We start from the raw sequence: 13,915 nt of genomic DNA on the forward strand, positions 1-13,915 counted from the left end.
TATTGCTTAGATTCATTCGAGCTGAGTTTATGAAAATCAAAGGCTCCAGTATAATCTGGGTTTGCCTTGCTGGTTGTTGTATTCTTCCGTTAATCGGTTTTGTTGTAAATCTAGAGGCATCTGCTCAAACCACATGGAGCTCCTATGCCGCTCAAAATTTATGGTTGGCAATATTGCTGTTGTGGCCCTGCATATTTGGACTTATTGGTACTTATATCTTCACAAGGGAATCCATAGAGAATACATACCGGAATCTGTTTATAATCCCTGTTGGCCGTGTACGATTAGCCATAGCAAAATTAGCTGCACTACTTCTGATTATTTTAGCGATGGCCTCTCTATCCTACTTGCTCAACTTTCTTGGCTTGTTTATTGGAATACCTTTTGAAACGGCTTCATTTTGGGATGGGTTGATAACCTATTTGAAGTCTGGCTTACTTATGTTCTTTAGCCTTTTACCAGTCCTATCAGTCGCGGTAATTTGCCGTAAAAGTTATCTTATTGCTATTTGTGCAACGATTATGTACGCAGTGTTATCCTTTGTTGGAGTCTGGTCATCTGTGCTATCCTCTATCTTACCCATCGTTACTATTCTGAGGGTTAGCCAGGTTACATCCATCAATATTGATTTTGCATTTCCCATGAGTGTTTCATATTCTAGTATGGCGGTTATTGGCGTTGTTTCCGTGGTCAGTATTTTATGGGTATCAAAAAAACAGGATTTATAGGTTATTTTTTCAACAATAAACCCTTGTGAGAACATACGTATTTATCAAGGGCACCCAATTGAGCACCCGAAAATTTCGCCCTATAAATGTTACGGTGAACCGTATCATAAGTAGCGAAGATTCAACATGTGTTCCTTAAGATTCGGCTAATTTAATTGATAGGGTACAGACGAAATAGTGATACCTTTATGATGAGAATCCGAAAAAGTAGGACCCAAACGTTTGAATTGTCATTGAATGATAACGTTGATATTATCCAAAGGCGAGTTAAGCAAAAAATATCCTCTCTTTTCCGCAAGTAGAATCAAGCAATGCAATTTCCATTACTCTACAATGACTATAGAGTGGTTGAAACGAGGTGAACAGTCGAATGTACGAGTGGCACAAGCAAATCCAAATAATCGTTAATGAAATTGACGAGTGTATTAAGAATCGTAACAGTGAAGCAATAACGCTACGATTTCTTTCTCGCAAGTTAGGTTATTCCGAATTTCATACTACGAGAAAATTTAGGGAAATATCGGGTATGCAATTTAGGGATTATCTGCGGCATAGAAAATTAGCCTTTGCACTAAAAGAGGTTCGGGATAGTGAAAGAAGCATTTTGGATATTGCTTTTGATTATGGTTTTTCATCACATGAAGCTTTTACCAGGGCTTTCAAGGGAACATATGGTGTAACTCCAAGTGAATACCGAAAAAAGCCTATGCCTGTCGCCCTTCGTACAAAAATAAACTCGTTCGACCGCTACTTTTTCGGATTTGGAGAGATTGGTATGATCAAATCTGCAGATGATGTTAACATTTATTTTGTAACCATTCCCGCACACAAATTTTTGCACATTAAAAACTATGAGAGTAATGGGTATTGGGATTTTTGGCAAAAGCAAAGTCTTATTCCGGGACAGGACTGCGAAACAATTTGCGGCTTACTCGACAGTATCAAGGGCAAATTGGATGACGATGGCGGGAGTGAAGCTAACGGCGGCAGCGGTCAGATTATGGCTTACATTAATGACCCGGATGGCAGACTCTGCGATTGGGGTATTGCACGTACAGAATGTTTTGGTGTACGTCTTCCTTTTGATTATAAAGGTGAAGTACCACCACAAATGCTTATGATTGATGTTCCCGAAGCCGAGTATATTGTTTTTGAACATGGGCCATTCAATTATGAGCAGGAAAATCGTAGAGTAGAGGAAAAGATGGAAAGGGCAATGGCAACTTTTGATTTTCCAGACACGGGTTACTGCTTTGATGCTTCCCCTGGGAGAATCATTTACGTTTATCACGATCCGGAGCGGTTTTTGAAGTATATCAGGCCAGTACGGAAGCTATAATCAATAAAAAGCACCTGCCCATAGCCTATACCTAAAAGCATAACAACCATCAACAAATAGGGCCTGATTTTTGTTACAATGTAGACAACGGAACAATTAGGGACGGTGAACAACATGGGGCGAAAGCAAGCTTTTACAAAATCGGAGTTGCTTGACCAAACCAAGAAGGTACTTATCGAACACGGTTATGAGGGTTTTCATCTCAAATTATTATCAGGGAATCTGGTTGGAGCAAGAAGCACAATATACCAGTATTATGCTAACAAAGAAGAGATTGTTGCGGCTTGTATGAAGCGCGCAATGGAAAATGTACTACAAAAAGCGTCGGCAATTGATGAGACTGATTGCATGGAAGCTCTTCAGCAGCTGCTTACAGTATATCTCGAGGAAGCAGATTTCCATCAACTGCTTGGAGATGCGCATAAAATTAATAAAGCCAACTCTTCTGCGGCGGCCAATGATATTGAGTTTGTTGATCAAGCACATACGACTTTAAAAAAACAACTTGAGCGGTTGTTCGTTCTTGCGCAGCAAGAGGGACACTTAAATACCAGTATTCCGCTTCCTGTCGTCATAGGTGTCTTTTTTAACCTTATTGATACACCGAATATGATGAATATTCCTACACCTCAGTGGAGTAGGTTATTGTTCCAAATGTGGTTAGGAGGAGCAGGAAGACGTTAAGAGGTAAGAAATGTATTTGACACATGTGTCATAAAAGGAGCATACTAAACACAAGTCAGATAGATGGCGATAAATTTGACACTTGTGTCATTTATTTAAGGGGAGGAGAGGAATAAACTATGTTCTTAGCATTGAAGGAATTGAAACACAACAAGGCAAGGTTTCTGATGATTGCAATCATTTTTGTACTCATTTCCTGGCTGGTGTTCATATTATCAGGTTTGGGTAATGGGTTATCTACACTAGCAGCTTCCACATTCAAGAATATGCAGGCTGATTATGTGGTTTTTGAACAAGGATCGAAGGCTTCGATGAGTAAATCTTTATTGCCGGGTGAACTGACAAAGCAATTAGCAGAGATGCCGAATGTAAAAGCTGTCTCACCGATGGGAACCATCATGGCATCGGTGATCAAAGGAAAAAGCACAGCGAATGAGGATAAAGTAGATATAGCTATTATTGGGATTGATCCGGGGAGCTTTTTAGAGCCGGCAGTTATTGAAGGTACAGGGCTGACATCCGATAATATGACGCAAGTTATAGTAAATAACACCATGAAAGACGAGGGATTTAAGCTTGGAGACACCTTCCAATTGGATGGCTCGACAGAATCGTTAACGATCACCGGTTTTGTCAAGGATCAGACGTATAACCACGTTGCAGCTGTTTTTACACCGATTGCCGAGTGGCGGAAAATTGCATTTGCGGCACCAGGCTCGGATAAAGGTTTCACGGAACCCGTGAATGCGATAATGCTTCAAGGTGATGACATTGATTCCAATGCCTTAAATAAACAGTTGTCGGGTACCGATACGGTTACTCGTGCGGCAGCAGTGCAGGGCATGCCTGGCTATAAAGAAGAGAATGGCACGATCATGATGATGCTTGCGTTCCTGCTTGCGATTTCAGCATTCGTACTTGGCGTTTTCTTCTATGTATTTACGATGCAGAAGACCAACCAATTCGGGATTATGAAAGCAATCGGAGCAAAAAATGGATTCTTAGGCAAAGCTGTCGTTTCACAGGTATTTGTTTTGTCGCTCTCTAGCATTATAGTTGGCATAATCCTGACTTACGGGACAGCGGCAATTATGCCTAAAGGCATGCCATTCATGCTTGATCCGAAGCTGGTGTCCACATATTCATTCGTATTGCTGGTGATTTCATTGCTTAGTTCGTTGGTATCGGTACGCACGATTTCGAAAATTGATCCGCTTAAAGCGCTTGGGAGGGGTGAATAATGACGAAGGGATTGCAAATTACGTCGGCTTCTAAGTATTACAATGAAGGATTGAATCGTATTTCGGCACTGGATAACGTGTCCATTGAGGTGGAACCGGGTGAATTTATCGCGGTCGTAGGACCGTCCGGTTCGGGCAAAAGCACCTTTTTATCCGTCGCAGGTGCACTGCTTAAAGCCTCTGAGGGGGAAGTTAAGCTGAATGGCCAGGACATATCGAAGCTATCAGGCAATCAACTATCTGACATCCGATTACATGAGATTGGATTCATCATGCAGGCTTCAAATTTGGTTCCGTATCTGAACGTCCTTGATCAGTTGCTTGTCGTCAAGCGGATGTCGGGTAAGGTTAGCACAGCAGATAAAGCTTTTGCCGTAAAATTGCTTGAAGAACTGGGTCTAGGCACAAAGCTGAAAAGCTACCCGGAGGAGCTGTCTGGGGGCGAGAAACAGCGTACCGCCATTGCCCGGGCGTTAATGAATGATCCCAATGTTATATTGGCGGACGAGCCTACAGCAAGTCTTGACACCAAGCGTGCCCATGAGGTTGTCTCCCTGATTGCCCGTGAGGTCAGAACACGTCATAAAGCGGCGATTATGGTGACCCATGATGAAAGGCTGCTTACTTACTGCGACAGGGTATACCGGATGGAAGACGGCAAGTTATCATTAGCGAAAGTTGAGTCCATCCTTTAAGATAGCGATCCTTGATTTGGGCTGGGCTTGAATCCCTTTAGGTTTATGCAGCTATGAGATGACTTCTGAATTGATCAGGAGTCATCTTTTTTAGGTTCAGATCATAGCAGAGTATGCAAATTGGCTGAGCTTTTTAATGAATCGTGCTGATGTTAGAGCTACTCCTTTCTTGAAGGGCTGTGAGACACTCGGATGTTTTTTAACGGCTGCCGAGGAATTGCCTATTCTGTCCTCATCGCGATCGAGTTCCCCACGACTTCTCTGATATCTCCATTACTGAGCAAAAGACACAATTCTCACTATGGGTGATTCGCTAAAGCTGAACCTGCATTTACCGATCGTACACTACAATTCAGGTTGAATTCTACAAGGGCTCACTTTGGCCGTTAGTTTTTCGTTTATAATTTTTCTCCACAGGAATTTGGAAGCTCCAGTCTCCGGCAAGCGTATGCTCCTGAGCCGGGTCATCGAACAGGACTAAACCTTTTACGTTGACTTTCAATATGAATTTGTCTGGCGGAGTCCTGGTAAAAGAATAATTGATGGTGCCGTTTTTGGCCAACATTACACCTGAATCCGTAGTGATGCCTGGAACCGCCTGTTTCGTTGAGGCGTCCAATTGAAAAACCGGCTTTACCGATTGTTTCACCCATTGCGACTCCGATATCATGTTAGAATGTTTCATTGTGTAGCGGATAATTAGGCGCTGGCCGTCGAAAAGGTAATCTTGAATGAGAAGGGTATAGCCTTTGTCTGTTTTGCCGGATATTAAAACCATTTCGTTATTTCCGCTTGTCGGTATCAGCACTTGATCGCCATCTTCAGAGAAGATAAAGTGCAGCTTTACCATGAGCGCGGAGGTAAATGAATTCTTGAAGCTGAATAGTACCACCGCGCAGACGAGCAACACGATCATCGATACGGCGGCTGCCCTGGAATGGAATAAGCGTCGTTGCTGGGGGGATATTCTTTGTTTCGGTGTCAGGCCTTGTTCGGGGAGCCCGGCCGTTACCCGCCCGATCTCACTATGAACCTCTTCCGGAACAGCCGCATGCGCCTGATTGAGGCCGGAAATCGGGAACCGTGTCTCAAACGAGGTTGCCTTCCTGCTGCTGTGTGCAGTAATACTCCCTCCGTGTACCTCGATAATGCTTTTGGCGATGGCCAGTCCGAGACCTGTACCCCCGGTCTGTTTCGACCTGGAGCGCTCCACCCGGTAAAAGCGGTCGAAAATAAAAGGCAAATCCTGTTCCGGAATGGGGTCTCCATAATTTTGGATCCGCACGGCCAGCACATCCCCATCCTTAGCAATATCGATATCAATATATTTGCCCGCCTCCCCGTACTGTATGGCATTGGCGATTATATTCTCGTACGCCCGTACCAGCAACCCCCCGTCTGCTTGGATCTTGAATTCTCCTTCTTGCATGTTCAGCCTGATTTCCATGCCTGCGTTCTCCGTAACCGGCACGAATTCCTCTTTCAGCTGATAGATCAGCCCGGCGATATCGAGCTCGCTCAGTTCCAGAGGCATCCCGTTGTTGATTCGCGTATATTCGAACAGTTCGTCGATCAATCGCCGAAGCGCCAAGGATTTCTCATACGCGATGTTGACGTAATAACGCATCTCTACTTCATCCGGATACCGGTCCTCTTCGATCACTTCGAGAAAGCCGAGAATTGAGGTCAGAGGGGTGCGCAGGTCATGCGATACACCGGTAATTAAATCATTTTTGGTCTTTTCCGCCTTGCGTTCCTCCGCTATCGAATGCTTCAACTGCATACTCATCTGGTTGATACTGAGCGCGACCTCGCCCAATTTGTTGCCGGAAATTTCCGGAATTTGGTGGTCGAACTGCCCGCTGGCAATCTTCTCACAACCGCGCGTAATCTCCGCCAGATAATGATCCCATTCGCTGCTGAGCTGATTTATACTCTCTGCGACAACGCTTAACTCATCCTTGCCCTTGACCGTCACCTCACGCCCGAACCGACCCGCCGATAGTTCCTGCAACCCTGCGTTGATTTCGCGCAAATCCTGAACCAAGCGAAGGCTGGCAAGGAAGAAAGTGACGGGAAAGAGAATGATACCCGCTATAATCATCACGCGAACGGATCCAGCATGCTCAATGCTCCAATTGATCGGGGCAGCCACGTATTTGATTTTTTGCAGGGCTCCCGCCATAAAATAACCGAAAAAAATAGCTGCGCCTGTTAAAACCAGGCTTGCAACCATGATCAGCATTAGTCTCCAACGAATCGTATACAGCCACTGTGGTTGGATCCTACTCACCCCTTGCTTTTAGATCGCTTTCAATTTTGTATCCAATCCCCCACACGGTTTTGATTATCCGCGGTTCGCGCGGATTAGGTTCTATCTTCTCACGGAGCTTTCGGATATGAACCATGATGCTATTTTTCGACTCCATAAAGGGCTCGTTCCAGACCTCTTCGTAGATGCGATCCATGCTCAGCACCATCCCTCTATTGACTGCCAGCATGTGAAGGAGCGCGAACTCGCGGGGAGTCAACTTGATTTCCTGCTGATCGACCGTCACCGTATGAGACGCAATATTAATAACGACGTTTTCGATATATATTTCGTTCGCGTTAGCCGGAACGGAGTTGAAGTGGTTCATCCTTCGAAGCTGCGACTTGATCCGTGCGACCAGCTCGAGCGGGTTGAATGGTTTGGTTACGTAGTCATCGGCGCCGATACTGAGGCCTGATATTTTATCGATATCTTGGTCTTTAGCTGAGAGCATGATGATGGGAATAGGATTCGTTTCTCGTATTTTCATACAAGCTTGCAATCCGTCCATCTTGGGCATCATCAGATCAAGTACAATTAAGTCGACTGGCTGGGACTGCAGAATCTCCAGTGCCTCCAGGCCATTCGACGCTTGCAGGAGCTTGTAGCCTTCATTATTGAAATAAATACTCATTAATTGGATAATTTCTGCTTCGTCATCCACCATCAAAATCGTACTTCCCGCCATAGATCCTCCCTTGACTCCTGTATCTTTCATAAATTGAAGAGCATCACGACAATTATAAGCGATATTTCTTATGCAATGAATAACGGCAGCATTATTTAAGGAAATGATAAGAATTTCGGTAGATAGCTGATAAGCTTTCTCTTCTATACTTAGTTCAGCACAAGCGAATAATTGTTTGAACAACAAATGAGTGGAGGTTTTATTTTTGAAGCACAATTTATTACAGAAGGTCATGTTTGTTAGTCTCAGTGTTATGTTTATCGGTATTTCTGCAGGTCTTAGCACAGGTAGACAAGTTTCCGCAAATTCGGACAACCAGGCAGATACGAAACAAACCTTAAAGGTGCTGTACAAAGAGAAATATTACTTCGATGAGAAATCGTTCAAATTGCAATTCCCCAATACAGAGATCCAGGAAGTTAAATGGGATGGGAAATCAGATATAAAAGGTTTTATCGCCGAGCAGTCACCTGACGTTATCATGTTGAACACTCTTGAATATAAGCAGTTGTCCAAGGAGAATCAGTTAACAGAACTCGGGCAGTTAATTAAGCGTGATAATTATGATACTACAACAATATACCCTGGAATGTTGGACGCATTGAAAATGAATGGAAAGCTCTACGGGCTAAGTCCAACCTTCAATACAGAATCCATCTTTTACAACGTCGACTTATTTAAAAAATATAATGTTCCATTGCCGAAGGACGGAATGACTTGGGAAGAACTATTGAAATTATCCGCCAAATTCCCAACTTCAGGCAATAAAGACACTCGTATCTGGGGACTTCACTATCCTCTTGATAATTACACCTATCTAATAAATGATATAGCAACTTCTGAAGGGTTAACCCGATATAATCCTAATACACTAAAAGTAACTATTAATACAGCTGCTTGGAAAAAGGTATACAGTATGGCTATCACTGCAATAAAATCTAATTCCATAGAAGGATCGAATACAAGCGGCTATACCAATGATCCTTTCATTATGGGACGAGCGGCTATGACGGTAAGTACTTCTAGTATGGATACTTTAAGAGACGTAACTGCAGATAAAGCTGCTATAGCAAATTATAAACCTTTTACCGTTAAAATTGCTGCGGGTCCTGCAGACCCTAAGGATCGGAAAATAACTCGGAATATCCATCTTCCTTCGATCATGGCGATTCCAGCTAGTTCAGCAAATAAAGATATTGCTTGGGACTTTATCAAATTTTATAACGGAGCGGATTTCGCTAAATCCAGATCTGACCAACCTTTAGGTTATTCCCTAACTCGTATGGATTATAGTAAAGAGTACAAAGGTCTTAGTTTGGAGGCCTTCTATAAATTAAAACCAAACCTGGAATCACCACCTTATCTCAATCCAATGGGGATTCCTTTTAACAATTCACAGTACTCAATTATTCTGCAGAGTGAGGTTAAACAGGTAATAAGCAACAAAAAAACACTAGACAAAGCGCTGGCTTCAATTGAAACCCAAGTTCAAAAGAGCCTTGATGATGCTGTGAAAAAGGAAAAAGCGAAGAAATAACAAAGGAGCCTTAGCTTGCTGATAACGCCCTTATATTTAATGTCCGCGCTTCTCCCGTTTACTACAGACGTATCCGCCGGGAAAGCTGTAGCAGCCTGTATTTACAGCATGACGACTATAGGAGCAGAGTAGACCGCATCGATGATTCCTTGAAGGGACTTTCGCCGGTCTTCGGTAGGTCTTTGGGATGGTCGGAAAAAGCTTCTGGCTGAGACTATACGACGATTATTGCGGATATGCGGCCTGGAATGTTGTCATGGCGGGGATAGCTGGGTAATAGAGATGATTAGAACTTTCGAATTGGTTCGATTTGGAAGCCAAGAAAACGGAGGAACAAATCATGGAAGCACAAACAGTATCCGGTATCAGTCCAGTACAAGCCATTGCAGGTTACGGCGGCACACAGAGCGATGTCAGTTCCTTGGAGAAGCAGCGAAACCTGCTGATGATGGAGCTGGACAAGGCGAATGCGGCGCAGGGTAGCGAGATGCAGACTCCTTATCGCCGGGAGCAGCTGCAGCGGCAAATCCGGCTGCTGGAGGCACGACTGGTGCAGAAAAGCGGGAGCAGCAACTCGGTCAATTTTGTACCGGCTTCTCCGCTTCAAGACTATCCCCCGCTCTGGGGGACCGAAGGAAAGGGAAGCCTTAAAGGCATCGGTCTAACTGATCCCCGGACGGCGACAGTGGACTCGGAGGGCCATTTCAATGCGTTGATTTAGACCAGAAAGCGAAGGTACGGAAAACCCGGTAATGAACCGGGTTTTCCGTACTTTTTTGCTTTAAGAGGCGGCAGCCTTCATCATCCGTATTTTCTTTCATATGAATGAGCATCTTTGCCTCTTCTCCAACTACATATCGGAATTGGCTTGTACCGTCTGTGGCCGCTTGGTATATGGTTTCGGCAACAATTTCTGGAGGCGCGGCGTATGCCGGGTGTTTTCCATTCCAGGCTTACCAATCCCTCGGCAATGGTCGTAGGTTTAGACTTTTATGGGCATTCGCCCAAGCGCCCTCTCCGCGAATGCATATGATGATAATGCCTACTCATTGAAAGGAGCAATCACATATGGGATTTTTTCCAACGCCGGGAACCGGCGAAGGGTTTCCAGGATTCCCGGGAGGACCTGGCGTGCCGGGAGGACCTGGGGTTCCAGGCGGATTTCCCGGACAATTTCCGGGGATTCCAGGGCTTCCAGGGGGTGCACCAGGAGGCGTTCAAGCGCCGACGGCCCCTCCACCACAATTCGTACCGCAAATGTCGGCCACCACATTTGCCGTCGACCCCGGCGGGATTAGACACTGCCTGTTCCGCAACACATACATTTGGCTGAACAACGGCGAGCAATTCTGGTTCTTCCCGGTATTCGTCGGACGTACTTCTATCGCAGGGTTCAGATGGTTCGGCTTCTTCTGGGCGTACTTCGGTATTGATTTGAATCAGATTCGCTCGTTCACCTGCTTCTAAGGCAGACAACAAAGAGAACAGCCTGGCTGTTCTCTTTGTTGTGCGGCATATCGTGTTTGCCGCCATCATCCAAGAATCAACGGCTGCAAAGACACACAGAAAAGATGGATTTCCTATGTTCTTGATTTTCTCCACGATAATGTTCCATTGGTACTCAGCCCCACCATCTGCATCATCATCCCGCCTGAAGAGGTCACCATAACTGATCCACAGTCTTTTCATTAAATTAGGAAAACCAAAAATATTGAACATATGACAAAGAAGTTAGAATTTAAAGCGTTTTCAACCCCCTTTATAATCAAGTTATAATAAAAGAAAGGGGTTACAAAAATTGACTAACTTATTTTACAAGCCGAACGGGGCTTGGGTGGGAGACCTAATCCCTTTTTACAAAGACGGCAGCTTCCGTTTGTTCTATCTTCATGATTGGAGAGAGAACAAGAAGATTCACGGAGAAGGAACCTCCTGGTTCGAGCTCCGCACAAGCGATTTCGTGCACTACGAAGAAGTGGGTGAAATGCTGAAGCATGGAAGTGTGAGCGAGCAAGACCTTAACTGTTATACCGGCTCAATTATCGAAGCCCATGGGGAATATCATCTGTTCTACACCGGCCTCAATCCGAGTCCGGAATTCATAGAGGACGGTGTGCCGCTCCAATGCGTCATGCACGCCGTGAGCACGGATATGGAGTCATGGCGGAAAATCCCGGAAGATACCTTCTATTCCGACGGGATTCAATATGAAAGACATGACTGGCGCGATCCTTTTGTATTCTGGAACGAAGAGGCGGGGGAATATTGGATGCTTCTTGCTGCAAGGAACAAAGAAGGTCCTTCCCGGCGCCGGGGGAGCATCGGACTCTGTGCTTCCAAGGATCTCAAAAATTGGGAAATCCGGCAGCCTTTCTGGAATCCAAAAATGTACGTGACGCATGAATGCCCTGACTTATTCCAAATCGGGGAATGGTGGTACCTGGTTTACTCCACGTTCTCGGAACGATTTGTCACCCATTACCGCATGAGTAAATCTTTAAGCGGGCCTTGGACGGCGCCGAGAAACGACGCGTTTGACGCCAGAGCGTTCTATGCTGCGAAAACATGGAGTGACGGAGATAAGCGTTATGCTTTTGGCTGGGACCCAAGCAAGGAAAACGAGAATGATTACGGGGATTGGCAGTGGGCCGGAAACCTGGTCGTACACGAACTTGTTCAAGAACAGGATGGAACGTTAACGGTTCGTATCCCGGAGACTGTTTCCCATCATTTTTCAAATAAACAAGCGGCCGAGTGGGGTTCACGGCTCGGGGATTGGAAGGAGTCAGAGGGGCGTATAGAGGCGGCTGCGAACGAGACATACTCTTGTATATCAGCCGGCTTCATGCCCGAAACTTGCAAGATTTCGGCCGAGCTGTCCTTTTCGGAAGGGACGAGAGGCTGTGGCATCATGCTTCGCGCAAGCGAGGATCTTGACGAGGCCTATTATATTCGCCTTGAACCCATTCATAACCGCCTGGTGTTCGACATGTGGCCCCGGCGGGAGCAGGGTGAGATGCAGTGGCATATCAAAGGGGACCACCCTCATGCGGTAGAGCTGGAAGTACCGATAGAATTGCAGGCCGGTACTGTTTATAATATCGAGATCGTTGTGGAGAATTCCGTTTGTGTAGTATATTTGGCCGATCAGGTCGCCATGACTACACGTTTGTATAATTTGAAAACCGGCAACTGGGGCTGTTTTGTCCAGGAAGGCCGGGCGATTTTTGAACAAGCATCCATTTCGGTTCCCAACTAACAGGAGGTTTTATAAATGAAACGTTATGTCAAAAGGCTGGCTCTTGCGTTATCGCTGGTTGTCCTGATGGCGATGGTGAGCGCATGCGGAGGCGGAAATAATAATAACGGCGCTGTAGAAACCGGATCGGCAAATCCGCCAAAGGTGGACAAGAAAACATACAAATGGTTCGTGGCCCGAGGTGTAGACAGCCCTCCAGCCGTTACGGTAAAGGAAATTGCGGACGAGTTTTCTCAAACACATCCGGAATTCGAGCTGGTTCTGGAAGGTACAGGTGATCGCCCGTCCTATTTGCAAAAGCTGCGGACATTGATTGCGAGCAACGAAATGCCCGCTATGTTCGATACTGATCCGGATGCCTATGCTTCCAAGCTAGTACAGCAAGGCAAACTGGTGGATATGAAAAAACTGCTGGAGGAACTTGGCAAATATCAAGATTTCCGCCCGGTGGCCTTGCAATATCAGCAGTTCTCAGACGGCAGCATGTATACTTTCCCGCTTGAATACGGAATCGAGGTATTCTGGTACAACATCAAGATGTTTAAGGATCTTGGCCTTGAGCCGCCGAAGACGTTCGATGAGTTCATGAAGGTTGCCGGGACGCTGAAGCACAGCGGGGTTACGCCGATTGCCGTCGACGGCAAGGATAAATGGCCGGTTCTCCGGTACCTGGCGTACAAACCGTTCCGCATGACAGGCAATGATTTTATCGAAAATGTAAAGCAAGGGAAGGCATCTTTCAAGGACCCTGCCGGCATGGAAGGTATTAAGTTCGTGCACGATCTGGGCACCAAAGGGTACTTTCAGGAAGGATTCACTGCAACGGATTACACCGCAGCGCGCGACTTGTTCCTGGGCGGCAAAGCCGGCATGTATTACATGGGTTCATGGGAAACTATGAACTTCGTAAATGATAAAGTAAGCACAGAAATGAAGGACAATATCGGGTTTTTCCGGCTTCCCATGATGGAAGGTGCCAAAACGGCTGAAAATGATTATTTCATCAACTCGGGCATCGGCGTTGCCTTCAACCAGGAGACCTTCGATGATACGATGAAGGAATTCGTCAAATTCCTTCTGGAACAATATCCGAAGGCCTATACGGAAAAAGGCCAATTCTCGCCTTTCAATTATTCGCTTGATCAAGAGCAAGGGATGCCGGAGCTCTTCTATAAAGTTCAAGACGAAATCGCGAAATCCGGCAACGTCTTTGCGGTCCCGTGGGATACGCGCCTTGACCCGGCCACGAATGAGCTGCTCGGCAACGAGTTGAATGCCTTGGCTCTGGGAGCCCATACTCCGGATGATTTTGCAGAATTAATGGATCAGGCGATTAAAGAAAATGCGCCGAAATATTTCAAATAGCGATGCCAAACAGGCGGCCAATCGAAAGCCGGTCGGCCGCCTGTAAGTACAATAAAACTAAAATTAGG

12 protein-coding genes are annotated in these 13,915 nt (G+C 45.6%); 10 read left to right on the forward strand and 2 right to left on the reverse strand.

Annotated elements, in window-relative coordinates:
- Positions 1–2 precede the first annotated feature (2 nt).
- From BLQ82_RS20920 to BLQ82_RS20940, 5 genes are all read left to right on the forward strand, one after another.
- Positions 3–728, forward strand: a complete 726-nt coding sequence (locus BLQ82_RS20920) for an ABC transporter permease (RefSeq protein ID WP_062526027.1) — start codon at positions 3–5, stop codon at positions 726–728.
- 370 nt (positions 729–1,098) lie between these two features.
- Complete coding sequence (locus BLQ82_RS20925) at positions 1,099–2,067, forward strand: helix-turn-helix transcriptional regulator (protein WP_062526026.1); 969 nt, start codon at positions 1,099–1,101, stop codon at positions 2,065–2,067.
- 114 nt (positions 2,068–2,181) lie between these two features.
- A complete protein-coding gene (locus BLQ82_RS20930; RefSeq protein ID WP_062526025.1) occupies positions 2,182–2,751 on the forward strand; it encodes a TetR/AcrR family transcriptional regulator in 570 nt (189 codons plus the stop codon).
- A gap of 119 nt (positions 2,752–2,870) precedes the next feature.
- On the forward strand, positions 2,871–3,992 hold the full coding sequence (locus BLQ82_RS20935; protein WP_062526023.1) for an ABC transporter permease: 1,122 nt from the start codon (positions 2,871–2,873) through the stop codon (positions 3,990–3,992).
- Positions 3,992–4,687 carry an ABC transporter ATP-binding protein gene (locus tag BLQ82_RS20940; protein ID WP_062526021.1) on the forward strand — a complete coding sequence of 232 codons (696 nt, stop codon included), beginning with the start codon at positions 3,992–3,994 and terminating at the stop codon, positions 4,685–4,687. The genes BLQ82_RS20935 and BLQ82_RS20940 overlap by 1 nt, the downstream gene beginning before the upstream one ends.
- Positions 4,688–5,051: 364 nt before the next feature.
- Here the strand turns inward: BLQ82_RS20940 and BLQ82_RS33100 are convergent, their stop codons facing one another.
- Positions 5,052–6,932: an ATP-binding protein gene (locus BLQ82_RS33100; RefSeq protein ID WP_074648468.1), complete on the reverse strand. Its 1,881-nt coding sequence runs from the start codon at positions 6,930–6,932 to the stop codon at positions 5,052–5,054.
- A gap of 40 nt (positions 6,933–6,972) precedes the next feature.
- The gene (locus BLQ82_RS20950; RefSeq protein WP_062526019.1) at positions 6,973–7,686 is read right to left on the reverse strand and encodes a response regulator transcription factor; all 714 of its coding nucleotides are present in this window, start codon (positions 7,684–7,686) and stop codon (positions 6,973–6,975) included.
- 205 nt (positions 7,687–7,891) lie between these two features.
- Between BLQ82_RS20950 and BLQ82_RS20955 the strand changes: the two genes are divergently transcribed.
- The 5 genes from BLQ82_RS20955 (at position 7,892) to BLQ82_RS20975 (ending at position 13,847) form a co-directional block, all read left to right on the forward strand.
- Entirely contained in the window at positions 7,892–9,223 is a 1,332-nt protein-coding gene (locus BLQ82_RS20955; RefSeq protein WP_062526017.1) for an extracellular solute-binding protein, read from the forward strand.
- 340 nt (positions 9,224–9,563) lie between these two features.
- Entirely contained in the window at positions 9,564–9,944 is a 381-nt protein-coding gene (locus tag BLQ82_RS20960) for a hypothetical protein (RefSeq protein WP_062526015.1), read from the forward strand.
- A 347-nt stretch (positions 9,945–10,291) separates the two neighbouring features.
- Positions 10,292–10,690 carry a transporter gene (locus tag BLQ82_RS20965; protein WP_074648470.1) on the forward strand — a complete coding sequence of 133 codons (399 nt, stop codon included), beginning with the start codon at positions 10,292–10,294 and terminating at the stop codon, positions 10,688–10,690.
- 331 nt (positions 10,691–11,021) lie between these two features.
- A complete protein-coding gene (locus tag BLQ82_RS20970; protein ID WP_062526011.1) occupies positions 11,022–12,482 on the forward strand; it encodes a glycoside hydrolase family 32 protein in 1,461 nt (486 codons plus the stop codon).
- A gap of 15 nt (positions 12,483–12,497) precedes the next feature.
- On the forward strand, positions 12,498–13,847 hold the full coding sequence (locus tag BLQ82_RS20975; RefSeq protein WP_062526009.1) for an ABC transporter substrate-binding protein: 1,350 nt from the start codon (positions 12,498–12,500) through the stop codon (positions 13,845–13,847).
- Positions 13,848–13,915 lie beyond the last annotated feature (68 nt).

The sequence above is a fragment of the Paenibacillus jilunlii genome (assembly GCF_900102965.1).
GTDB classification, from domain to species: domain Bacteria; phylum Bacillota; class Bacilli; order Paenibacillales; family Paenibacillaceae; genus Paenibacillus_AQ; species Paenibacillus_AQ jilunlii.